The organism is Sanguibacter hominis ATCC BAA-789 (assembly GCF_012396185.1).
Classification (GTDB): domain Bacteria; phylum Actinomycetota; class Actinomycetes; order Actinomycetales; family Cellulomonadaceae; genus Flavimobilis; species Flavimobilis hominis.
In genome coordinates this window covers 485,248-508,689 of the sequence record NZ_JAAXOW010000001.1, presented here as the reverse complement: position 1 = coordinate 508,689, position 23,442 = coordinate 485,248, and the positions used below count along the sequence as shown (strand labels likewise).

The 23,442-nt window shown below is 71.3% G+C and carries 16 protein-coding genes and 1 riboswitch; of the genes, 13 read left to right on the top strand and 3 right to left on the bottom strand.

The features are described from left to right. The first annotated feature begins 24 nt into the window (after nt 1-24). Nucleotides 25-567, top strand: a complete 543-nt coding sequence (locus HF995_RS13565) for a winged helix-turn-helix domain-containing protein (RefSeq protein ID WP_210727058.1) — start codon at nt 25-27, stop codon at nt 565-567. Continuing rightward, nucleotides 564-1,883 (top strand): MFS transporter, encoded by a 1,320-nt coding sequence (locus HF995_RS02330; protein WP_168446198.1) that lies wholly within the window; start codon nt 564-566, stop codon nt 1,881-1,883. Before HF995_RS13565 ends, HF995_RS02330 begins: the two co-directional genes overlap by 4 nt. On the opposite strand, the gene HF995_RS14020 is transcribed toward HF995_RS02330, so the two are convergent. Further along, a complete protein-coding gene (locus HF995_RS14020; RefSeq protein ID WP_350308701.1) occupies nt 1,869-3,209 on the bottom strand; it encodes an NAD(P)/FAD-dependent oxidoreductase in 1,341 nt (446 codons plus the stop codon). The two genes, HF995_RS02330 and HF995_RS14020, sit on opposite strands and share 15 nt — an antisense overlap. Nucleotides 3,210-3,277: 68 nt before the next feature. Between HF995_RS14020 and HF995_RS14015 the strand changes: the two genes are divergently transcribed. Beyond that, the gene (locus HF995_RS14015) at nt 3,278-3,619 is read left to right on the top strand and encodes a DUF3017 domain-containing protein (RefSeq protein ID WP_168446197.1); all 342 of its coding nucleotides are present in this window, start codon (nt 3,278-3,280) and stop codon (nt 3,617-3,619) included. A 76-nt stretch (nt 3,620-3,695) separates the two neighbouring features. On the opposite strand, the gene HF995_RS02315 is transcribed toward HF995_RS14015, so the two are convergent. Continuing rightward, complete coding sequence (locus tag HF995_RS02315) at nt 3,696-4,649, bottom strand: MIP/aquaporin family protein (protein WP_168446196.1); 954 nt, start codon at nt 4,647-4,649, stop codon at nt 3,696-3,698. Between the two features lie 192 nt (nt 4,650-4,841). On the opposite strand from HF995_RS02315, the gene HF995_RS02310 reads away from it, so the two are divergent. From HF995_RS02310 to HF995_RS02280, 7 genes are all read left to right on the top strand, one after another. Next, nucleotides 4,842-6,062, top strand: coding sequence for an NADP-dependent isocitrate dehydrogenase (locus HF995_RS02310; protein WP_168446195.1), 1,221 nt, complete (start codon nt 4,842-4,844; stop codon nt 6,060-6,062). 121 nt (nt 6,063-6,183) lie between these two features. Then, nucleotides 6,184-7,173 carry a malate dehydrogenase gene (locus tag HF995_RS02305; RefSeq protein WP_168446194.1) on the top strand — a complete coding sequence of 330 codons (990 nt, stop codon included), beginning with the start codon at nt 6,184-6,186 and terminating at the stop codon, nt 7,171-7,173. A 266-nt stretch (nt 7,174-7,439) separates the two neighbouring features. Then, a complete protein-coding gene (gene pulA, locus HF995_RS02300; RefSeq protein WP_168446193.1) occupies nt 7,440-14,726 on the top strand; it encodes a pullulanase-type alpha-1,6-glucosidase in 7,287 nt (2,428 codons plus the stop codon). A gap of 192 nt (nt 14,727-14,918) precedes the next feature. Then, complete coding sequence (locus tag HF995_RS02295) at nt 14,919-16,100, top strand: ROK family transcriptional regulator (RefSeq protein ID WP_168446192.1); 1,182 nt, start codon at nt 14,919-14,921, stop codon at nt 16,098-16,100. Then, nucleotides 16,097-17,188 carry a substrate-binding domain-containing protein gene (locus HF995_RS02290; RefSeq protein ID WP_168446191.1) on the top strand — a complete coding sequence of 364 codons (1,092 nt, stop codon included), beginning with the start codon at nt 16,097-16,099 and terminating at the stop codon, nt 17,186-17,188. The genes HF995_RS02295 and HF995_RS02290 overlap by 4 nt, the downstream gene beginning before the upstream one ends. Then, complete coding sequence (locus HF995_RS02285; protein WP_168446190.1) at nt 17,185-17,994, top strand: ATP-binding cassette domain-containing protein; 810 nt, start codon at nt 17,185-17,187, stop codon at nt 17,992-17,994. The genes HF995_RS02290 and HF995_RS02285 overlap by 4 nt, the downstream gene beginning before the upstream one ends. Further along, on the top strand, nt 17,991-19,214 hold the full coding sequence (locus tag HF995_RS02280; protein WP_168446189.1) for a sugar ABC transporter permease: 1,224 nt from the start codon (nt 17,991-17,993) through the stop codon (nt 19,212-19,214). The genes HF995_RS02285 and HF995_RS02280 overlap by 4 nt, the downstream gene beginning before the upstream one ends. A 27-nt stretch (nt 19,215-19,241) precedes the next feature. Here the strand turns inward: HF995_RS02280 and purU are convergent, their stop codons facing one another. Further along, nucleotides 19,242-20,123 (bottom strand): formyltetrahydrofolate deformylase, encoded by an 882-nt coding sequence (purU, locus tag HF995_RS02275; RefSeq protein WP_350308700.1) that lies wholly within the window; start codon nt 20,121-20,123, stop codon nt 19,242-19,244. Between the two features lie 112 nt (nt 20,124-20,235). Here purU and HF995_RS02270 point away from each other — a divergent pair, with 112 nt between their 5' ends. From HF995_RS02270 to HF995_RS02260, 3 genes are all read left to right on the top strand, one after another. Continuing rightward, on the top strand, nt 20,236-20,748 hold the full coding sequence (locus tag HF995_RS02270; protein WP_168446187.1) for a GNAT family N-acetyltransferase: 513 nt from the start codon (nt 20,236-20,238) through the stop codon (nt 20,746-20,748). Nucleotides 20,749-20,768: 20 nt separating this feature from the next. Beyond that, a riboswitch (ZMP/ZTP riboswitch) is annotated at nt 20,769-20,859 on the top strand. A gap of 96 nt (nt 20,860-20,955) precedes the next feature. Further along, nucleotides 20,956-22,245: a serine hydroxymethyltransferase gene (gene glyA / locus HF995_RS02265; RefSeq protein WP_168446186.1), complete on the top strand. Its 1,290-nt coding sequence runs from the start codon at nt 20,956-20,958 to the stop codon at nt 22,243-22,245. 98 nt (nt 22,246-22,343) lie between these two features. Next, entirely contained in the window at nt 22,344-23,219 is an 876-nt protein-coding gene (locus HF995_RS02260; RefSeq protein ID WP_168446185.1) for a bifunctional methylenetetrahydrofolate dehydrogenase/methenyltetrahydrofolate cyclohydrolase, read from the top strand. The last annotated feature ends 223 nt before the right edge of the window (nt 23,220-23,442 follow it).

Here is a 23,442-nt window from a genome sequence, read left to right as displayed (position 1 = left end):
GCCTTTGCGCTCTATGCTGGCGGCATGAGAACCAAGGTCGTCACTGATCTCGACATGCTGCGCGCCGTCACGCACCCCCTGCGCATGCGCATCCTCGGTGCGCTGCGCCTCGACGGCCCCGCGACCGCCTCGGAGCTCGCCCGCGCGCTCGGCGAGTCGAGCGGGTCGACGTCGTACCACCTGCGCCAGCTCGAGCGCTACGGCTACGTCGTCGACAACGAGGGCGACGACGCGCAACCGACGTCGCGGCGCGAACGCCGCTGGCGAGCGGCCCACCAGCAGACCGAGCTGCCTCCCGAGCTGTGGTCGGGGGAGGGTGGGCGCGAGGCGCACACCCAGCTCGCCGCCCGCCAGGCCGAGCACCTGCGCCGAGGGATCGCCGCGAGGATCGAGACGACCGACCCCGCCGACCCTGCCTACGAGCACTCCGACTACCTCGTGCACCTCGACCGCGGCGACGCCCAGGCGATGCTCGCCGAGCTCCGCGAGGTCGTCCTGCGGTACAGCGGCCGCGAGGGCGAGCTGCCCATCTCCGTGCACCTCCTCGCCCTCCCGGCCACGACATGAGCGCCGGCCCCACCGCAGACCCTGCGCCCGCCGCACGCCCCGCGCGGCTGCGCCCGCCGCTGACGCTCACGCAGGTCCGCAACCGCTTCTGGGTGCTCGCCGGCCTGAGATGGCTCCCCGTCGGCCTGCTCCTGCCCGTCATGATGCTGCTGCCGCTGCAGCGCGGCCTCACCGTCGCCCAGCTCGGCGCGGCGCTCGCGACGCAGGGGATCGTCGTGCTCCTCCTCGAGCTGCCGACGGGCGGCCTCGCGGACGCGCTCGGCCGTCGTCCCGTGATCCTCGCGTCCGCGGTCTTCGCGATCGTCGCGCTCGGACTCGTCGCCGTCGCGCAGACGCCCCTCGCGTTCGCGGTCGCGTTCGGCGTCATGGGCGTGTTCCGCGCCCTCGACTCCGGCCCCCTCAACGCGTGGTTCGTCGACGCGGTTCACGCGAGCCCGGCGTCCGCGGAGAACGACGCCGAGACCAGGTCCGCGACCGTCGCGCGCGGCCTCTCGGGCGCGGGCGTCGTCTGCGGCGCAGGCATCGCGGCCGGCGCGCTCGTGGCGGGTGGCGTCGTCGCGTGGGCGCCCACCGGGGCTGCGGGCGCGCTCGACCTGGTCGTGTACGTCGCGATCGGCACGACGGTCGGTCAGCTCGTGGCCGCGGCCCTGCTCGTGCGGGAGGACCGGCCGCGCGAGCGTGGCGCGTTCGTCAGCTCAGTCCTGGGCACGCCGCGCACGATCCGCGCAGGCGTGCTCCTGCTGCGGCGCTCGCGCGTGCTCGCCGCGCTCGTCGCCGTCGAGCTCTTCTGGGGGTTCGGCATGGTCGCGTTCGAGTCGCTCATGCCGGTGCGCGCAGCCGAGCTTGTCGGCGGGCCCGACGCCGCGGCAGCCCTCCTCGGTCCCGTCACCGCGGCCGGGTGGGGGGTCGCGGCGCTCGGCGCCGCGCTCGTCGCGCCGCTCCTGCGGCTCGGCAGCATCCGTACCGTCTCGCTCGTCCTGCGCCTCGTGCAGGGCGCGACCGTCGTCGGGATGGGGCTCGTCGGCGGTGTCGTCGGGCTCGTCGCCGCCTACCTGCTCACGTACGCGGTGCACGAGTCGTCGGGCGTCCTCTACGAGACCCTGCTGCACGAGCAGGTGGACAACGAGCACCGGGCGACGGTCCTGTCGCTCGCCTCGATGGTCGGCCAGCCTTCCGCGTCGCTCGGCCTCGTCGTGCTGGGCGCCGTCGCGACGGGCGCGTCGACGGGGGCTGCGATGGTCGTCGGTGGGGTCGTGCTCGCGCTCGCGGCGCCGCTGTTCCTCGTGCGGGAGCGGGCGGCGCTACCGCAGCCGTGAGTCGGGGTCGGCGGCGACGGCCGGGTCGAGCCGCGGCAGCTCGGCTCCGGCGAACAGGCGGCGGGCGGCAGCGACGTCGCGCGGCCGGTCGACGGCGAGCGCTGCCGTGAGCGTGCGTCCTGGGCGGCCGTCCTCGGGTGCGAACCAGAGGGCGGTCCAGCCGCCGGTCCCGCCGGGGCGTTCGTCACCGCCGCGCACGACGACGTCGTCGTCCGCGCCCGGCACCCCGAACATCGACAGCTCGTGGCCGAGCTGCGTCGAGAACACGTACGGCGCCGGGTCGGGCGTGGGCCCGTCGAGGCACCCGAGGAGCGAGCGCACCGCGGTCTCGGGTCCGGTGAGCGCGGCGTCCCAGTGCCCGCCCGCGACCCAGCCGTGCCGTGGGGAGCGGCGCAGCGCCGCGTCCCCGACGACGCGCACGCCCTCGAGCCCTGCCACGGGCTGACCGGTCGCGTCGATCGGTCGGTGCTGCTCGTCGACGACGACCGCGCCGCGCGGGCCGAGCTCCACGAGCCCGGCGAGGGTGCCGTCGAGCCACGCCGTCGCGGGACGGGCCCCGACGGCCGCGACGACGACTTCCGCCGAGATCGTCGTGCCGTCGCCGAGGTCCACCCCGCCCGGCCGCACAGCGTCGACCCTCGCACCCGTGACGAGGCGCAGCCCGGGACGCTCGTCGTACCAGGGGAGCGTGAGCCGGCCCGCGTGCTCGCCGAGCGCTGCGGCGAGCGGCACGGGCGCCGCCTCGACGACGGTGACGTCGATGCCCGCGTCCGTGAGGACCCCGGCCAGCTCCGCACCGATCCATCCTGCGCCGACGCACACGACGTGCCGTCGGCCGCCTGCGGCGGACGCCTCGGCGAGTCGGGCGCGCAGCCGGTCGGCGTCGTCGGCGGTGTGCAGCACGAGCGCGTGCTCCCAGCCCGCCGGACGGACGGGCCGTGAGCCGCACGCGAGGACGACGGCGTCGGCCTCGAGCGTGCGGGGCGTGCCGTCCGCGGCGCGGATGGCGACGCGGTAGGTGGGGTGCTCGGCGTGCGCCACGGCGTCGATCCCGACGGCGGCGACGCCCAGGAGGACCTCGTCCGCGAGCTCGGAGAGCCGGATGCCGAGGTCGTCGGCGAGCCACGTCGGCTGCGGACGGTCGAGGAGGTGCTTCGAGAGCGGTGGCCGGTCGTACGGCGCGAGCGGTTCGTCGCCGACGACCGTGAGGCGGCCCGCGAAGCCGAGGTCCCGCAGTCGTGAGGCCGTGCGTGCCCCGGCGAGGCCCGCCCCGACGACGACGACAGAACGAGGGACGCGGGCGCTGGTGGGTGCGGGCTCGATCACGGGACAACGGTAGTCTCGTGGGCGGACCTGGGCCGGACGGCCCGCACGAGACGCACGAGGAGGCCGTCGTGGAGCAGACGAGCGCGGGCGACGACCCCGAGGTCGACGCCGGACGCGTCCCGGTCGACGACGTCGCTGCGGCCTCGCGGGCGATCGCCCCGCGTCGCAATCTGTGGATCTGGGCGAACATCGCGATGATCGTCGTCGTGTGCGTGCTCGCGTTCGTGGTCGGCTCCCGGATCGCCGCGCTCGTGCTTGCCGCGCAGCTCGCCGTGTGCGGTGGCGTGCGGCTCGTGGCGTCGGAGCCGGTCGCGGGGCTGGCGATCCGCTCGCGGATCTTCGACGTGGGTCTGTTCTGGACGTTGTGCGCCGCGATCACCGTGATCGCCGTGACCGCACCGCAGATCTAGCCGCAGCCTTGGGACGACGACGGCCGCCGCCCCGTACGGGGTGGCGGCCGTCGCTGTGAGGCGTGGTGCTGGTGCGTCAGTCGCGCGGAGCCGTGGGCTCCTCGTCCGTTGCCTCGGCGTCGGTCGTGACGTCGGTCGTGGCCCCGGGCTCGACGTCGGGCTCGGCGTCGACCAGCATGCCCGCGTCGGCGGCGACCGCTGCGTCCTCCTCGCCGGAGGGGTCGAGGAGCGCCGGGGGCACCTCGGTCACGACGAGCCGGTAGCAGGCACCGGCGACGACCGCTCCGACGAGCGGCGCGACCGCGAACAGCCAGAGCTGCGACAGCGCCCACGACGTCGAGAAGATCGCGATGCCGAACGAGGACGCGGGGTTGATGCCGCCGTTGGTGAGCGGGATCGTCACGACCATCAGGCCACCGAAGACGAGACCGACGAGCACGAGGGGGTTCGCTGCCCACGACCGGCGGCCGGTGACACCGAGGTAGACGCCGACGAGGACGGCCGCCGCGATCGCCTGGACGATGAGCGCGTTCTGCAGGGACACGTCGATCGCACCCTCGGAGATGCGCCCGACGGGGGAGTGCGCACCGAAGCCGTTCGCGGCGATCGAGACGACGTCGCGCTGCGTCTCGAGCTGGAGCGCCGTCCCGAACGACTGCGGGGTCGCGAGGAAGATCGTGAGGCCGCCGAGGGCGCCGCCGACGAGCTGCGCGAGCCAGTAGGGGAGCACGTCGCGCCAGGAGAAGCGGCCGGCGACGGCGAGGCCGAGCGTCACGGCCGGGTTGAGGTGCCCGCCGGACACGCGCGACACGGCGGACCCTGCTGCGGCGACGGCGGCCGCGGCCACGAGGGCGACGCCGAGCGTGCCCGTGCCGATGACGTTGATCGAGGAGTAGACCGCGGCGCCGCCCACGAGCAGCACGAGCACGAAGGTGGCGAAGACCTCGGCGCCCATCCGGGAGAGGAGGCCCGGCGTGTCCGGGAGGTCGTTCGTGAGGCCGAGGTCGGTCTCGGGCGCTGTCGTCGACATGCGTGTCCTGTCTGTGGGGCCCCGTCTGGGGCGTCCGGTGGGTCGCTGGATGCTCTCACCATGGGCTGAGCACTGCCTGAGTGTGGCACCAGGACGTGCGCTGGTCCACGCCGCACGAACTATCTTGACGTCAAGAAATCGGATAGGCTCGGCCGAGGAAACCCCCCGCAGACACACAGGAGATCCGTGCGCATGGGCAAGATCAAGGTCGTCAACCCGGTAGTCGAGCTCGACGGCGACGAGATGACGCGCATCATCTGGCAGTTCATCAAAGACCGCCTCATCCACCCGTACCTCGACATCGACCTCAAGTACTACGACCTGTCGATCGAGAACCGCGACGCGACCGACGACCAGGTGACGATCGACGCCGCCAACGCGATCAAGCAGTACAACGTCGGCGTCAAGTGCGCGACGATCACGCCTGACGAGGCGCGCGTCGAGGAGTTCGGCCTCAAGAAGATGTGGGTCTCGCCCAACGGCACGATCCGCAACATCCTCGGTGGCGTCGTCTTCCGCGAGCCGATCATCATCTCGAACATCCCGCGCCTGGTCCCGGGCTGGAACAAGCCGATCATCATCGGGCGTCACGCTCACGGCGACCAGTACAAGGCGACCAACTTCAAGGTCCCCGGCGCGGGCACGCTGACGCTGACGTACACGCCTGCCGACGGCTCCGAGGAGATCAAGCAGACGGTCGTGACGTTCCCCGAGGAGGGCGGTGTCGCGATGGGCATGTACAACTTCAACGAGTCCATCAAGGACTTCGCCCGCGCGTCCTTCGCGTATGGCCTGCAGCGCAGCTACCCGGTCTACCTCTCGACGAAGAACACGATCCTCAAGGCCTACGACGGTCAGTTCAAGGACCTGTTCCAGGAGGTCTTCGACGCGGAGTTCAAGGAGCAGTTCGACGCTGCCGGCCTCACCTACGAGCACCGCCTGATCGACGACATGGTCGCCTCGGCCATGAAGTGGGAGGGCGGCTACGTCTGGGCTTGCAAGAACTACGACGGCGACGTCCAGTCGGACACGGTCGCGCAGGGCTTCGGCTCGCTCGGCCTGATGACGTCGGTCCTCATGACGCCCGACGGCAAGACCGTCGAGGCCGAGGCGGCGCACGGCACGGTGACCCGGCACTACCGCCAGCACCAGCAGGGCAAGCCGACGTCGACGAACCCGATCGCGTCGATCTTCGCGTGGACGCGCGGCCTCATGCACCGAGGCAAGCTCGACGCCACCCCCGAGGTCGTCACGTTCGCGGAGACCCTCGAGGACGTCGTCATCACGACGGTCGAGTCCGGCAAGATGACCAAGGACCTCGCGCTCCTCATCGGTCCGGAGCAGGAGTGGCTGACGACGGAGGAGTTCCTCGCAGCGCTCGACGAGAACCTCTCGGCCCGTCTCGCGGCCTGAGCGGAACCTGATCAGCAGCGGCCTGTCCGGATTCCCGGGCAGGCCGCTGTTGGCATGATGGGACAAGGCGTCCCGCCTGATCGGCGGGTCGCGTGCGGCACGACGACGAGGGAGTTGAACGATGAACGCACAGCCGGTGACAGTGACGGTCACAGGAGCTGCCGGGCAGATCGGCTACGGCATCCTGTTCCGCATCGCCTCAGGTCAGATGCTCGGTCATGACACGCAGATCCGTCTGCGTCTCCTGGAGGTTCCGCAGGCGGTCCGTGCTGCGGAGGGCACGGCGATGGAGATCGACGACTGCGCGTTCGACCGGCTCGAGAGCATCGAGATCTTCGACGACCCCGTCAAGGCCTTCGACGGCGTGAACGTCGCGCTGCTCGTCGGTGCGCGTCCGCGCGGTGCGGGCATGGAGCGCGCAGATCTCCTCGCCGCGAACGGCGGGATCTTCGGGCCTCAGGGCGAGGCGATCAACGCGGGTGCGGCCTCGGACGTGCGCGTCCTCGTCGTCGGGAACCCGGCGAACACGAACGCGCTCATCGCGGCCAAGCACGCGCCGGACGTCCCGGTGGAGAGGTTCAACGCGATGACACGTCTGGACCACAACCGCGCGCTGTCGCAGCTTGCGCGTCGCGCGGGCGTCCCGGTGCGCCGCACGCGCAACGTGACGATCTGGGGCAACCACTCGGCGTCGCAGTACCCGGACATCTTCCACGCCCGCGTCGGGGACCGGAGCGGTGCGGAGCTCGCGGAGGACCGTGCGTGGCTCACCGAGGACTTCATCCCGACGGTCGCGAAGCGTGGTGCCGCGATCATCGAGGCGCGTGGCGCGTCGTCGGCTGCGTCGGCGGCGAACGCGGCGATCGAGCACGTGCGCGACTGGGTCCGTGGCACGCCGGAGGGGGAGTGGACGAGCGCAGGCATCCCGTCGGACGGCTCGTACGGTGTTCCGGAGGGCGTCATCTCCTCGTTCCCTGTCGTGTCGCGCGGCGGCGAGTGGCAGATCGTCGAGGGGCTCGAGATCGACGACTTCTCCCGTGGGCGCATCGACGCGTCGGTCGCGGAGCTGTTCGAGGAGCGGGCTGCGGTGGAGAAGCTCGGGCTCATCTGACCTCGCGGTGCGCTGACGAGACCCCGGACCCGGAAGGGCCGGGGTCTCGTCATGTCCGGGATGGGCGGTTTGCGGCCTGCGGGTGCGTCGTCGGACGTTGCAAGAATCCGGCCTGGTCATGACGGGATCATGCCGTTCCTGGCGTCCGATTCGTCCTACCCTGCAACGCGAGTTCGAGCGCTTGCTGCAAGTTGCTGCAACGGTTAGCCTCGCCCCCACATGCTGCGTGCGGACGTCGTGGTCCGCACTGACAAAGGGGTCCATCCATGGTTCACGCAACACACGCCCGGGCGGGCTGGCCGTCCGGGCGAAGGCTCCGCGGCACCGCCGCGGCGTTCACGACGGCGGCCCTCGCGGCCACCGGCGTCGCGGCGGTGCCGAGCACCGCAGTCGCAGCCGACCCGCCCGCCTACCGGCTCGTCGGAAGCTTCCAGACGCAGCTCGGCTGCGCTGACGACTGGCTGCCCGAGTGTGAGGGCGGCCTCCTCGCGCAGGTCGGCGACACGTCCGTCTACGCGCTGACCGCTCCGCTCGCCGCGGGCCGGTACGCCTTCAAGGTCCTCGACGGCGACAGCTGGGAGGCACCCGCCTGGGGCGCCAACGGATCGAGCGCCGCTGGTGCACCCAACATCGACCTCGGCCTCGGGGGAGACGCCGAGCTCCGCTTCACGTTCGACACCGCGACCGGCAAGACCACCGTGACACCGGTCGACGACACGGTCGAGCCGGCCACCGAGGCCGACGCGCCGGCGCCCGTGCGCCAGCCGGGCTCGGACGAGCAGTTCTACTTCGTCCTCACGGACCGCTTCGCCAACGGCGACCCGAGCAACGACACGGGCGGGCTCGTCCCCGAGGGCGAGGAGAACGACCGCAGCGTCTCGGGCTTCGACCCGACCGACAAGGCTTACTACCACGGCGGTGACATCGCCGGTCTGCGCGCCAACCTCGACTACATCGAGGGCCTCGGCTCGACCGCGATCTGGCTGACCCCGTCGTTCAAGAACCGCGCCGTCCAGGGCACCGGCGCCGACCAGTCCGCCGGCTACCACGGCTACTGGATCACCGACTTCACGCAGATCGACCCGCACCTCGGCACGAACGCCGAGCTCGACGCGCTGATCGACGAGGCGCACGCACGCGACATCAAGGTGTACTTCGACATCATCGTCAACCACACCGCGGACATCATCAGCTATGAGGAGGGCGAGTACACGTACCGCCCGACGAAGGACGCGGCGGGCAACCCGGTCCCGGCCTACACCCCGGTGATCCCCGTCGGCCTCGAGGACATCAAGGTCCCCGCGTGGCTCAACGACACGTCGATGTACAACAACCGTGGCAACTCCACGTGGCAGGGCGAGTCGGCCATCCTCGGCGACTTCGACGGCCTCGACGACCTCGACACGAAGAAGCAGGACGTGGTCGACGGGTTCATCGACATCTACGAGCACTGGGCGACGTCCGGCATCGACGGCTTCCGCATCGACACCGCCAAGCACGTCGACTTCTCCTTCTGGGAGCAGTGGACGACGGCGATCAAGGACGCCACCGCCGCGACGAACCCGGACTTCTTCATGTTCGGCGAGGTCTACGACGCCGACCCGGTCAAGCTGTCGCCGTACCTGCGCAACTCCGACATGGACGCCGTCCTCGACTTCACGTTCCAGGACGCCGCGGCCGTGTGGGCGCAGGGGGGCAAGGCCTCCAACCTGACGACGCTCTTCGAGGGCGACGACTACTACACGACCGCGACGAAGAACGCGCACTCCCTGCCGACGTTCCTCGGCAACCACGACATGGGCCGCATCGGCTACTTCGTCAAGGACAAGGACGCCGCGCAGCAGCGCTCGCAGCTCGCGCACTCGCTCATGTACCTCACGCGCGGCCAGCCGGTCGTCTACTACGGCGACGAGCAGGGCTTCGCGGGCGCGGCGGGTGACGGCAAGGACAAGAACGCCCGCCAGTCGCTCTTCGCGTCGCAGGTCGACGAGTTCACGTCGCAGAAGCTGCTCGACGGTGAGACCGCAGGCGCGGTCGACCGGTTCGACACCGACGCCGCGCTCTACAAGCACATCGCCCGGCTCGCTGCCCTCCGCAGCGCCCACCCGGCGCTGTCCTCCGGTGCCCAGATCGAGCAGCACGCCGACTCGGGCGCCGGCATCTACGCGTTCTCGCGCGTCGACACGTCTGCCGATGACATGGTCGAGTACGTCGTCGCGGTCAACAACGCGACGACGGCCGCCTCGGCCACGTTCACGGCGCTCACCCCGGGCGCGACCTTCACCGGCCTGTACGGCACGGACGACGACGTCACGTCGGGTGCCGACGGCGCCGTGACGGTCGAGGTCCCGGCGCTGTCCGCCGTCGTGCTCAAGGCGGGGTCCCCTCTCGTCGCTGACGCGGAGGCGATCGCACCGCAGCTCACGACCGTCGCACCGACGGGCGGCCTGCGCCCGCTCGCGGACATCTCGGTCGACCTCGGCACCGAGCGCTACGCCGAGACGTCGGTCTACGTCCGGGGCGTGGGCGCCGAGGACTGGAAGCTCCTCGGCACCGACGACACGACGACGCCCCGCGTGTTCTTCGACGCGGCGGCGCACGGCTACGCCGACGGCGACCTGCTCCAGGTGCGCGCCGTCGTGCGCGACGCCGCAGGCAACCTGTCGCAGACGTCGACCGTCGCCGTCGTCGGCAACGACCACGGCGCCGGCTACGCGGCTGGCAGCGACGTCGACAACCGCCTGACGATCCCCGGCAGCCACGGCACCGAGATCGGCGGCTGCGCCGACTGGACCCCGGGCTGCGCGAGCACGGCGCTGACCCAGCGCGCCAACGACTCGTACGCGGGCACGTTCGACATCGCGGCGGGCTCGTACTCCTACAAGTTCGCGTTCGGCACCGAGTGGGGGCGCGACTACGACTCCAACGGCACGCTGGCGGGCGGCGAGAACTACGCCTACACCCACGCGGGCGGGCCGATCACGTTCTACTTCGACCCGATCACCAAGCTCGGCGCCAACACCGCCGAGGGCCCCGTGCTCTCGCTCGTCGGCAGCTTCTCGTCGCAGACGAAGTGCGGGGCCGACTGGAAGGAGACGTGCCTCGACAACCAGCTGAAGCTGCGTGCCGACGGCACGTACCGCGCGGTCCTCACCGGCCTCGAGCCTGGTACGTACGCAGTCAAGGCCGTCGACGGCCTGTCCTGGGACACGTCCTACGGCGCGGAGGACGGCGGCAACGTCTCCTTCGAGATCACCGAGGCGGCACCCGCCGCCATCGCCACGCTCGACCTGACGACGGGCGTCCTGTCCGTCGAGACGGGCGAGGCGCCGAGCGAGGGCCCGGAACCCCTGCGCGACGCCGTCGTCTCGATCGCAGGAAGCCTCAACTCGGAGATGGGTTGTGCGGCCGACTGGGACGCCACGTGCGTCGAGGCCGAGCTCACGGAGCGCGTCGGCGCGAACTACTCGGCGACGTTCACCCTGCCTGCGGGCGACTACGAGTACAAGGCCGTCATCGGTCACGCGTGGGACGAGAACTACGGCCGCGACCGTGACAACGGTGGCGCCAACATCCCGCTCAGCCTCGACGCCGAGACGGACGTCACGTTCGTCTACGACGACGAGTCGCACTTCGTCACCGCGATCTACCCGGGCAGCGAGAGCCGCTTCGCGACGATCGCGGGCACGATCCAGCCGCAGCTCGGCTGCGCGGCGTCCTGGGCGCCCGCGTGCCTCGGTTCGTGGCTGCAGGACTGGGGCCGTGACGGCGTCGTCTACACGTACGAGACCAACCGCCTGAAGAAGGGCACCTACGAGGCGAAGGCCGCGCTCGACAAGGCGTGGGCGGAGGCCTACCCCGGCTCCAACGTCGGGTTCTCCGTCCCGACCGACTACGCGAAGATGGTCTTCACCCTCAACATGGAGACGAAGGAGTTCACGGCGATGGCTGACACCACCGTCGCGGGCGAGGGCTCGCGGGCCGTGTGGCTGGACTCCCGTACCGTCGCGCTGCCGGTCGGCGCTGTGCCCGGAGAGTCGGCGTCGCGCACGTGGACGCTGTACTCCGCTCCCGAGGGTGGCCTGTCCGCGACGAAGGAGAAGGTCACCGTCCCGGCCGACGCTCTCTCGGTCGACCTCACGCAGGACGCCAGCGGCCTCGCGCCGGAGCTGCGCGCGAAGTACCCGCACCTGGCGGCCTACGTGGCGCTCGAGCTGCCCGAGTCCCTCACGCGTGAGGAGCTCGAGGAGTACCTGACGGGGCAGCTCTTCCTGGTCCAGCGCTCGGGCGCGGTCGTCGAGTACGCGACGGGCGTCCAGATCGCCCCGGTGCTCGACGACGTGTTCGCCGCGGTCGTCGACCGTGACCTCGGCGCCACGTGGGCCGGGGACGTCCCGACCCTCGCGGTATGGGCGCCGACCGCACGCTCCGTGACGACGCTCGTCTGGACGGACGGCGACATCGCGTCCGACCCGACCGAGGTCCCCGCGGTGCGCCAGGCGGACGGCTCGTGGGTCACCGCGGGTGACGCGTCCTGGAAGGACAAGCCCTACAAGTACGACATCGAGGTGTATGTGCCCTCGACCGGCAAGGTCGAGCACAACGTCGTCACCGACCCGTACTCGGTGGGCCTGACCCTCAACTCGACGCACTCCGTGCTCGTCGACCTCGCTGACCCGGCCCACCGGCCGACGCAGTGGGCGACGACGAAGGCGCCGACGATCGCCCGGGACGTGGACCGCAGCATCTACGAGCTGCACATCCGCGACTTCTCGATCTCGGACCCGAGCGTTCCCGAGGCCGAGCGCGGCACCTACCTCGCGTTCGCGGGGGAGGGCGACGGCGTCAAGCACCTGCGCAAGCTCGCTGCGGCGGGCCTGAACACCGTGCACCTGCTGCCGAGCTTCGACATCGCGACGATCGAGGAGGACCGCAGCAAGCAGGCCACGACCGGTGACCTGTCCGGCTTCGCGCCCGACGGCGAGGAGCAGCAGGCGGCGGTCGCCGCGATCAAGGACGCGGACGGCTTCAACTGGGGCTACGACCCGATGCACTACACGGCCCCCGAGGGGTCGTACGCCTCGGCGGGCAACCAGGACGGCGGCGCCCGCGTCGCCGAGTACCGCACGATGGTCGGCGCGCTGCACAAGAACGGTCTGCAGGTCGTCCAGGACGTCGTGTACAACCACACGGCGGCGAGCGGCCAGGACCCCAAGTCCGTCCTGGACCGGGTCGTGCCCGGCTACTACCAGCGGCTCAGCGCGACCGGCGGCGTCGAGACCTCGACGTGCTGCTCGAACGTCGCGACGGAGAACCTGGTGGCGCAGAAGCTCATGGTCGACTCCGTCGTCACGTGGGCGAAGCAGTACCGGATCGACGGCTTCCGCTTCGACCTCATGGGGCACCACTCGAAGGCGAACATGCTCGCCGTCCGGGAGGCGCTCGACGAGCTGACGCTGTCACGCGACGGTGTCGACGGAAAGTCGATCTACCTGTACGGCGAGGGCTGGAACTTCGGCGAGGTCGCTGACAACGCCCGATTCGAGCAGGCGACGCAGGGACAGCTGAACGGCACCGGCATCGGGACGTTCTCCGACCGGCTGCGCGACGCCGTCCACGGCGGCAGCCCGGTCGACGGCGGCTCGACGTTCCAGCAGGGCTTCGGCACCGGTCTGGGCACCGACCCGAACGGGAACAAGCGCGGCGACGGGGGCGTCAACGACGGCTCCGCAGCCGAGCTGGCGGATCTCGCGCACCAGTCCGACCTGGTCCGGCTGGGCCTCGCGGGCAACCTCGAGGACTTCACGTTCGTGACGAGTTCCGGGGCCGCCCAGCGCGGTGACGAGCTCGACTACCGCGGTGCTCCGGCCGGCTACGCGAGCGAGCCGGGCGAGGTCGTCACCTATGTCGACGCGCACGACAACGAGACGTTGTTCGACCTGCTGACGCTCAAGCTGCCGACGGCGACGTCGATGGCCGACCGCGTCCGCATGAACACGCTGTCGCTCGCGACGACCACCCTGTCGCAGACGCCGACGTTCTGGCACGCCGGGACGGACCTGCTCCGGTCGAAGTCGCTCGACCGGGACAGCTACAACTCGGGCGACCACTTCAACAAGGTCGACTGGTCCGGCCAGAGCAACAACTTCGGTGTCGGGCTGCCGAGCAAGGAGAAGAACGAGGAGAAGTGGGGGCTCATGCGCCCGCTCCTCGCCGACCCCGCGCTCAAGCCGTCCGCGACGGACATCGCCGCGGCGAACGCCCAGGCGCTCGACCTGCTGCGCCTGCGCTACTCGACGCCGCTCCTGCGGCTCGGCAGCGCGGACCTCATCAAGCAGAAGGTCTCCTTCCCGGGTTCGGGCGCTGACGCGACCCCCGGCCTGCTCGTCATGCGTGTCGACGACACGGTCGGCACGGACGTGGACCCCGCCCTGGACGGCGTGCTCGTGGTGTTCAACGCGAGCCCGGCGCCCATCACAGAGAAGGTCCCCGGCCTCGCAGGGCGCGCTCTCGCGCTGTCGCAGGTCCAGAAGGACGGTGCCGACGCTGTCGTGAAGACGACGACGTGGGACGCCGCCAGCGGGACCGTGACCGTGCCGGGACGCACCGTCGCGGTGCTCACCCAGGCCAAGGGTGGTCCCGTCGAGCCGGTGAAGGTCGCGTCGACGACCACGCTCACCACCACGACCGGGACCGCCACCCAGGGGGACCCGGTCACGGTCGACGTGGTCGTCACCGCTGACGGCGTGGTGCCGACCGGCACCGTCGAGGTCCGCGAGGGCTCGACCGTCGTCGCCTCCGGCACGCTCGTGGCCGGTCGCGCGAAGATCGGCCTGCCCGGCTCGTTCACCAGGTCGCCTGGCGCACGGTCGCTCGTCGCCGTGTACTCGGGATCGGGCACGGTCGCCGGATCGTCCTCGGCGGCCCTGAAGATCCTCGTCAAGCCGCGACCGGCCGTGCCGGTCAAGGCGAGGTCCACGACGGTCCTGTCACCGGCGTCGCGCACGACCCGGCTCGGCACCACGATCACGTGGGACGTGCGGGTGCGCAGCACGCAGCCCGTCAGCGGCAAGGTCGAGATCCGGGACGGCAAGAAGGTTCTCGGCTCGGCGACCGTCAAGAACGGCGTCGCCAAGGTCAAGCTGTCGAAGAAGGCAGTGGCCAAGGCGGGGACGACCAGGGTCCGCGCCTACTACCTCGGTTCCGCGAAGGTCGTGGCGTCGTCCTCCGCGACCGGGACGCTCAAGGTGACGAAGGCGAGGTCCAAGGTCAAGACCTCGGTCACGGGCGCCACGCTCGGCAACCGGGCCAAGGTCAAGGTCACCGTGTCTGCCCCGGCAGGCAAGGCGTCGGGGACGGTCCACGTCGTCTCGGGCGGTCGCACGATCGGCAAGGCCACGGTCAAGAACGGGAAGGCGACAGTGACGCTGCCCCGGTCGTTCGCGACCTCCGTGCGCACCCAGACGATCACCGTGAAGTACTCGGGGTCGAGCACCGTCTCGGGCACGAGCACGACCGTCAAGGTCAAGATCACCAGGGCGGCGCGCCGCTGACAGAGCGGCAGGCCGAGACAGCGCAGGCGCCCGGTCGGGGACACCCGGCCGGGCGCCTGCGCGCCGTCCTGAGGCGTCAAGAGATGAACCCAGGCCGCGCGCACCGACACGCTTCTCGAGACCCCGCCGGCCGAGGCACGCACCCGCCCAGGATCCGCGTCTTCGCAGCCCCGCCGCGTGTAGGCTCACCGCGTGAGCAACGACCGGGTGACGCCGGGCTCCCAGACTTCCCTTCGGGAAGCGAACAGAGCCCGGATCGTGGGAGCGGTCCAGCAGCGCGGCGCCCTCACGCAGGTCGAGCTGGCTGGCGTCACAGGGCTGTCCCCGGCCACGGTCTCCAACATCGTCAAAGAGCTCGCCGCTGCGGGCGTCCTGACGACGTCTCCCACCTCCCGCTCGGGCCGCCGCGCGCACCAGGTGACTCTCGCGCGCACCCTCGGCCTCGTCGCCGGCGTCCACTTCGGGGCGCGAACGCTGCGCGTCGCGCTCGCTGACACCTCCCACAAGATCGTCGCCGAGCAGCGCATGCCGCTCGCCCCCGACCACCGCGCCGACATCGGGCTCGACCGTGTCGCGCTCCTCCTCGGCGAGATGTTCGACCAGGTCGGGGCGGACCCGTCCGAGCTCCTCGGCGTCGGTGTCGGTGTGGCCGCTCCGGTCGACATCCGTACGGGCGAGGTGTCCACGCGCGGCCTGCTGCGGGGGTGGGACGGCGTGTCCGTCACCGAGATGCTCGGGCAGCAGATCGCCGCGCCTGTCCACGTGGACAACGACGCGAACCTCGGTGCGCTCGCCGAGGCGCGGCGCGGGGCCGCGCGCGGGTTCGAGCACGTCGTGTACATCCGCATCTCGCACGGCGTCGGTGCCGGGCTGCTGCTCGACGGCAAGATCTTCCACGGCCGGTCCGGCACGGCAGGGGAGATCGGGCACACGACGATCGACGACACCGGGCCCGTGTGCCGCTGCGGCAACCGCGGCTGCCTCGAGATGTACGTCGGCGCCCCCGTCATCCTCGGAATGCTCGAGGGCAGCCACGGGCACCTGTCGATGGCGAACGTCCTGCAGCGCGCACGCGAGGGAGACCTCGGCTGCCGGCGCGTCCTCGAGGACGCGGGCTCTCACCTCGGCATCTCGGTCGCGAACGTGTGCAACCTCGTCGACCCGGAGGTCGTCGTCGTCGGCGGTCAGCTCGCGGAGGCGGGCGACGTCGTCCTCGACCCGCTGCGCGCGGTGCTGTCCCGACGCGCGATCCCGTCCAACGCCGGCCCGGTCCCCGTCGTGAGCGGGCAGCTCGGCGCGTCGGCCGAGCTGCACGGCGCGCTGCTGCTCGCGCTCGAGCACGTCGACGTCACAGCGAGAGGAGCCGCCTCGTGAAGCGCGCCCGTGACACCCGGCAGAGGCGCGGAGCCGCTGTCGTCGCCGCGCTGCTCGTCGCCGCGAGCGTGCTCGCCGGCTGCACCGACGGCGCGACCTCGCGCGACGACGGTCCGACGATCGCGCTCCTGCTGCCCGAGACCAAGACCGCACGCTACGAGACGCTCGACCGCCCGTCGTTCGAGAAGACCGTCGTGGGCACGTGCGCCGAGTGCACCGTGCTGTACGCGAACGCGCAGCAGGATGCCGCTCGCCAGCAGCAGCAGGCCGAGTCGTTCCTCATCCGCGGTGCCGACGTGCTCGTCCTCGCGGCCGTCGACGCGCAGGCGGCGCTCAGCATCGTCGCCGCCGCGACCTCACGCGGAGTGCCTGTCATCGCGTATGACCGCTTCCTCGAGGACCCGGACGTCGCGTACTACATCTCGTTCGACCCGGCCCGCGTGGGCCGCCTCCAGGCGCAGGCGCTCGTCGACGGGCTCGAGGCGCGCGGCATCACGACCGGCGGCATCCTCGTCGCCCACGGTGCCGTCACAGACGCGAACAGCCCCGGCCTGAGCCAGAGCGTCATGGGCGTCCTCGGTTCGACCGACCTGACGATCCTCGCCGAGACCACGATCTCCGACTGGAGCCCGGACAAGGCGCAGGAGTGGGTCGCGACTCAGCTGAGCCGTTACCGCGACGACGTCGTCGCCGTGTACGCGGCCAACGACGGCCTCGCTGCAGGCGCGATCTCCGCGATGCGGGCCGCCGGGATCACCGACATGCCGCTCGTCACGGGCCAGGACGCCGAGCTCGCCGCGATCCAGCGCATCGTCACGGGGGACCAGTTCATGACCGTGTACAAGGACATCGAACAGCAGGCGGCGCTCGCCGCGGACGCCGCCGTCCACCTCGCCCGCGGGGAGCAGGCCGACGCACCTACCGAGGTGCGTGGCGTCCCCACGATGCTGCTCGCGCCGTTCGCCGTGACCCGCAAGGAGATCGAGCCGGTCATCCTCCGCAAGGGCGTGTTCACGCTCGGGGAGATCTGCGTCGAACCGTTCACCCAGGCCTGCACCGCCGCAGGCCTGACGGAGGAGGAGCAATGAGCACGTCCGGTACGCAGCCGGTGATGTCGCTGCGCGGGGTGTCCAAGAGCTACGGGGCGCTGCGCGCTCTCGTGGACGTCGACCTCGACATCCGTGCGGGCGAGGTCCTCGCGATCGTCGGTGACAACGGCGCCGGCAAGTCGACCGTCGTCGAGATCGTCGCGGGCGCCCTCATGGCTGACACGGGCACGATCGAGGTCGACGGCGAGCCGGTCGTCTTCTCGTCGCCCGCGCAGGCGCGCGCCCTCGGCATCGCCACGGTGTTCCAAGACCTCGCGCTGTGCGAGCCGCTCGACGTCGTCGAGAACCTCTTCCTCGGCAACGAGGCGGTCCGCGGCGGCCTGCTCGACGAGGTCGAGATGGAGAAGCGTGCGTGGGAGCTGCTGTCGCAGCTCGCCGCTCGCGTGCCGTCGGTGCGCATGCCTGTCTCGGCGCTGTCCGGCGGTCAGCGGCAGGCGGTCGCGGTCGCGCGGTCGCTCCTGGGCGACCCGCGCGTCGTCGTGCTCGACGAGCCGACGGCGGCGCTCGGCGTCGCGCAGACCGCGGAGGTCCTCACGCTCGTCGAGCGCTTGCGCGACCGCGGTCACGCGGTCGTGCTCGTGAGCCACAACATGGCCGACGTGCACGCCGTCGCGGACCGCATCGCCGTGCTGCGCCTCGGGCGCCTCAACGGCCTGTTCGAGGCCGCGCAGACCAGCTACGAAGACCTGCTCGCCGCGGTCACGGGTGCGCGCGGCGGGGCGGACCGGTTCGGTCGCGGCCGCCCGGGGACGCCGCTGGCAGGTTCGGACGGAGGGGCACGATGAGCACGATCGACAAGCCGCGCGCGACCGTGCGCGGCGCAGCGGACCAGGTGCTCGAGCATCTCGCCGACGTGCGCGAGCGGGTGCGCACGGGCCAGCTCCGGTCGCTCGCCGGCGTCGGCGCGCTCGTGCTCATCTGGGTCGTGTTCCGGGTGATCAGCCCTGCGTTCCTCACACCGGACAACCTCGTCGCGCTGACGCTGCAGTCGGCGTCGCTCGGCTTCCTCGCGCTCGGTGTCGTGCTCGTCATGATGATCGGGCAGATCGACCTGTCGGTCGGGGCCGTCAGCGGGCTGTCGTCCGCGATCGTCGCGGTCGTCTTCATGCAGGCGAGCCTGCCGCTGTGGGTCGCGGTCGTCGCCGCGGTCGCGTGCGGTGCGGCGATCGGGCTCGTGTACGGCCTGCTGAGCGCCTACCTCGGGCTGCCGAGCTTCGTGCTGACGCTCGCGGGGCTGCTCGTCGTGCTCGGCGTGCAGCTGTGGGTGCTCGGCGACACGGGCTCGGTCAACCTGCCGTTCGACACGTGGCTCGTCCGCTTCTCCCAGCAGGGCTTCCTGAGCACGACGACCTCGCTCCTCGTCGCGGCCGGTGTCGTCGCCCTCAACGCGTGGACGCTCGTGCACGAGCGCGGGCGCCGCGAGCGTGCTGACCTGCCAGCCGACTCCTTCGTGTGGATCGGGCTCAAGGTGGTCGGGCTCGCCGTCCTCCTTGCCGTGAGCATCCTCTACCTCGGCAAGGACCGCGGCATCGGCTACCCGGTCGCCCTGCTGCTGCTCGTCGTGACGCTGACGGACGTCGGCCTGCGGCGGACCCGCTGGGGGCGCGCGGTGCGCGCGGTCGGCGGCAACGTCGACTCGGCGCGGCGCGCGGGCATGCAGGTGCGTCGGGTGACCGTCCAGGTGTTCGTCATCAGCTCGACGTTCGCCGCGGTCGGTGGCGTCCTCGCCGTCGGGCGCCTGGCTGCTGCGAACCAGGGGTCCGGGGGCGCGGAGGCGAGCCTCACGGCGATCGCCGCGGTGCTCATCGGCGGGGTGAGCCTGTTCGGCGGGCGGGGGAGCGCGTGGTCGGCGTTCGTCGGCGTGCTCGTCGTGCAGTCGATCGCGAGCGGCCTGACGCTCATGAACGCTGGGCTGTCCGTGCGCTACATGATCATCGGCGCGGTGCTCGTCCTGGCCGTCGCGCTCGACACGAGGCTCAAGAGGGGTGCCCTCCAGCCACGCTGAGGCGTGCGGCGCAGGCCGCGGACCCGCTCAGCGGAAGATGACGGTGCGGTGCCCGTTGCGCAGGACGCGGTGCTCGGCGTGCCAGCGCACCGCACGGCCCAGCACACGCCGCTCGACGTCCTGCCCGAGCGCGACGAGCCGGTCGGTCGCGTGCGAGTGGTCCACGCGCTCGACGTCCTGCTCGATGATCGGGCCCTCGTCGAGGTCGCCCGTCACGTAGTGCGACGTCGCACCGATGAGCTTCACGCCGCGGTCGTGCGCCTGGTGGTAGGGCTTGGCGCCCTTGAAGCTCGGCAGGAACGAGTGGTGGATGTTGATCACGCGGCCCTCGAGCTCGCGGCACATGTCGTCGGAGAGGACCTGCATGTAGCGGGCGAGGACGACGAGCTCGATGTCCATGCGCTGCACGAGGTCGAGGAGCTGCGCCTCCGCGGCAGCCTTCGTCTCCTGGGTGACCGGGACGTGGTGGAAACCCTTGCCGTAGAACGCGGCGAGCGGCGCGAGGTCCGTGTGGTTGCCCGCGACCGCGACGACGTCGACCGGGAGGTCGCCGGCGCGCTCACGGAAGAGCAGGTCGTTGAGGCAGTGCGCCGCCTTCGAGACGAGGATGAGCGTGCGCATGCGACGCCCGACGACGTCGAGGGTCCACGTCATCGAGAAGCGCTCGGCGACCGGCTCGATCGCGGCGACGAGCTCCTCGCGAGATGCCGTCGACTGTGCCTGGACCCGCATGAAGAACAGCCGAGTCTCCGGGTCGCCGAACTGCTGCGACTCGGTGATGTTCCCGCCGTGCTCGGCGAGCAGGCCCGCGACGGCGTGCACGATCCCGGGACCGTCCGGGCAGGACAGGGTCAGGACCCAGTGGGTCTGCTCGGTGGGCGCGGCGTCGGTCAGGTTCTGCGAAGGCACACCCGCAGGGTAGTCCAACGCCCGCAGCCTGGTGGCGACGTCCCACGGCCCGTCGGCGTCTCGGTCCGTGTCCCCCGTCGTGCCGACGGCGGGGACCTGAGAGCATGGACGCATGAGCGACACGAGCGACGCCCAGATCCGGATCGACCAGGTCACCGACGAGCACGCCGGGGAGCTGCTCACGCTGCGGCGCGCGGCGTTCGTCACGGAGGCCCAGGCCTACGAGGACCCGTTCATCCCGCCGCTGACGCAGACGCTCTCAGAGCTGCGCGCGGACATGGTCGCACCGGGCGTCATCACGCTCGGCGCGTGGGACGGGTCGCGGCTCGTCGGTTCGGTCCGCATCGAGATCGAGGACTCGAAGGCGACGCTCGGCCGCCTCGCGGTCGCCCCCGACCGGCAGGGGCAGGGGATCGGCACGCAGATGATGCTCGCTGTCGCGCCGCTCCTCCCTGAGGGCGTCGAGGAGATCTGGGTGTTCACGGGCAAGGACTCGAAGCAGAACCTGGCGATGTACCAGCAGCAGGGCTACGAGCACCAGTACGACCAGGCGGCGGGCGACCTCACCTACGCGTACCTGCGCCGCATCCTGGGCGACGTCGAGACGGCGGACGACGCCGGCTGACGGGCCTGCCTTTGGTAGCATGATCGCGTCGCGACTGGCGCATCAGGTGGGTCACCACCGGGGAGCGACGAGTTTTCCTCCGACTTCGGGTCGTTCGCCTGGGCCCCGGTCACCACACAGCTACGTGTGCGTGCCGGAACATGGTGTCGTCCGGCGCGCAGCGCAGCCGCCCAGCACGGCTTCATCGAAGACTTGTGAGGAACGCCCATGAGCCAGTCCACAGACTCCGTCGTCAACAAGGGCCTCGCCGAGGTCGACCCGGAGATCGCCGCCGTCCTCGACGGTGAGCTCGCGCGTCAGCGCGACACCCTCGAGATGATCGCGAGCGAGAACTTCGTCCCACGCGCCGTCCTCGAGGCGCAGGGGTCGGTCCTGACGAACAAGTACGCGGAGGGCTACCCGGGCCGCCGTTACTACGGCGGCTGCGAGCAGGTCGACATCGCCGAGTCGCTCGCGATCACGCGCGCCAAGGAGCTGTTCGGTGCGGAGCACGCGAACGTGCAGCCGCACTCGGGTGCGACAGCGAACGCGGCCGTGCTGCACGCCCTCATCAAGCCGGGCGACACGATCATGGGCCTCGAGCTCGCGCACGGCGGCCACCTCACGCACGGCATGAAGATCAACTTCTCCGGGCGCCTCTACGAGGTCGCGGCGTACGGTGTCGACCCTGACACGATGCTCGTCGACATGGACAAGGTGCGGGAGCAGGCGCTCGCGGCCCGTCCCGACGTCATCATCGGTGGCTGGTCGGCGTACCCGCGCCAGCTCGACTTCGCGGCGTTCCGCTCGATCGCCGACGAGGTCGGCGCGAAGCTCTGGGTGGACATGGCGCACTTCGCCGGCCTCGTGGCCGCGGGTCTCCACCCGAGCCCCGTCCCGCACGCCGACGTCGTCTCGTCGACCGTGCACAAGACGATCGGCGGCCCGCGCTCGGGCTTCATCCTCTCCCGTGAGGAGTACGCCAAGAAGATCGACTCGGCGGTCTTCCCGGGCCAGCAGGGCGGCCCGCTCATGCATGTCGTCGCTGCCAAGGCCGTGTCCTTCAAGATCGCCGGATCGGCGGAGTTCAGGGAGCGCCAGGAGCGGGTGCTGTCCGGTGCGCGCATCATCGCGGAGCGTCTGACGGCGGCTGACGTGAAGGACGCGGGCGTCGACGTCCTCACGGGCGGCACCGACGTGCACCTGGTGCTCGTCGACCTGCGCAAGTCCGAGCTGGACGGCCAGCAGGCCGAAGATCTCCTCCACGAGGTGGGCATCACGGTCAACCGCAACGCGGTCCCGTTCGACCCGCGCCCGCCGCGCGTCACGTCGGGGCTGCGCATCGGCACGCCGGCGCTCGCGACCCGGGGCTTCGGTGACGCCGAGTTCGCCGAGGTCGCCGAGATCATCGCGGCAGCGCTCAAGGGTGGCCAGGCCGCGGACGTCGAGTCGCTGCGCGCTCGCGTCGCCACGCTGACGGCGGACTTCCCGCTGTACCCGGGCCTCGAGCAGTACTGAGCCTCTCCTGGCACGTCCTCCTCGGCCTCGCGCTCAGCGGGGCCGAGGCGGACGGTGCCCGCGACCCCCGACAGACCGAGGAACCAGGGAGGACCGTCATGACCGCACAGGTCCTGGACGGCAAGGCCACCGCGACGACGATCAAGGACGAGCTGGCCGCGCGTGTCGCGGCGCTGCGCGCCCGGGGATCGACCCCAGGGCTGGGCACGGTGCTCGTCGGGGAGGACCCAGGCTCGCGCTCGTACGTCGCCGGCAAGCACCGCGACTGCGCCGAGGTCGGCATCGAGTCCATCCGCGAGGACCTTCCCGCAGACGCGAGCCAGGCGGACATCGAGGCTGCGGTCGAGCGTCTCAACGCGGACCCTGCGTGCACCGGGTACATCGTGCAGCTTCCTCTCCCGGGCGGCATCGACACGAACCGGGTGCTCGAGCTGATCGACCCGGCCAAGGACGCTGACGGCCTGCACCCGACGAACCTCGGGCGTCTCGTGCTGCGCGTGAGCGAGCCGATCGACTCGCCGCTGCCGTGCACCCCGGCGGGGATCGTCGAGCTCGTGCAGCGGCACGGGCTCGACCTCGCAGGCAAGCACGTGGTCGTGCTGGGCCGCGGCACCACCGTGGGGCGGTCGATCGGGCTGCTGCTGACCCGCAAGGACATCAACGCGACCGTCACGCTGACCCACACCGGGACGACGGACCTCGCGGCGCACCTGCGCAGCGCGGACGTCATCGTCGCTGCCGCCGGGGTAGCGCACATCGTGACCCCGGACATGGTGAAGCCGGGCGCGATCGTGCTCGACGTGGGCGTGAGCCGGACGGTCGACGAGGCGGGCAAGGCACGCCTGCTCGGCGACGTCCACCCTGACGTCGCGCAGGTCGCGGGCTGGCTGTCGCCCAACCCGGGCGGGGTCGGGCCCATGACTCGCGCGATGCTGCTCGCGAACGTCGTGGACACGGCCGAGCGCAACCTCTGACCCCGTGGGGCCCGGCTTCTCCGGTCTCGCGGACCGAGACGGGGCTCGCCAGCGGAGCGTGCTCCTTGACAGCGGACAGGCGCGCGGGTCGGATGGCATGTGACGTGACCGACACGTCCCACACCGCCCGACGCCCAGCCCGACGAGGACAGGGTGTCGTCGTGCGAAGACACGGGAAGAACGAGGACTAGCACATGCGCTACACGCACAGCAGGAGGGCGGG

Coding starts and splice junctions, on each gene's coding strand:
- HF995_RS02305 (WP_168446194.1), top strand. CDS start 6,184: ATGAACGCACAGCCGGTGACAGTGACGGTCACAGGAGCTGCCGGGCAG.
- HF995_RS02285 (WP_168446190.1), top strand. CDS start 17,185: ATGAGCACGTCCGGTACGCAGCCGGTGATGTCGCTGCGCGGGGTGTCC.
- pulA (WP_168446193.1), top strand. CDS start 7,440: ATGGTTCACGCAACACACGCCCGGGCGGGCTGGCCGTCCGGGCGAAGG.
- HF995_RS13565 (WP_210727058.1), top strand. CDS start 25: ATGAGAACCAAGGTCGTCACTGATCTCGACATGCTGCGCGCCGTCACG.
- HF995_RS02310 (WP_168446195.1), top strand. CDS start 4,842: ATGGGCAAGATCAAGGTCGTCAACCCGGTAGTCGAGCTCGACGGCGAC.
- HF995_RS02315 (WP_168446196.1), bottom strand. CDS start 4,649: ATGTCGACGACAGCGCCCGAGACCGACCTCGGCCTCACGAACGACCTC.
- glyA (WP_168446186.1), top strand. CDS start 20,956: ATGAGCCAGTCCACAGACTCCGTCGTCAACAAGGGCCTCGCCGAGGTC.
- HF995_RS02270 (WP_168446187.1), top strand. CDS start 20,236: ATGAGCGACACGAGCGACGCCCAGATCCGGATCGACCAGGTCACCGAC.
- HF995_RS02260 (WP_168446185.1), top strand. CDS start 22,344: ATGACCGCACAGGTCCTGGACGGCAAGGCCACCGCGACGACGATCAAG.
- HF995_RS02280 (WP_168446189.1), top strand. CDS start 17,991: ATGAGCACGATCGACAAGCCGCGCGCGACCGTGCGCGGCGCAGCGGAC.
- HF995_RS02330 (WP_168446198.1), top strand. CDS start 564: ATGAGCGCCGGCCCCACCGCAGACCCTGCGCCCGCCGCACGCCCCGCG.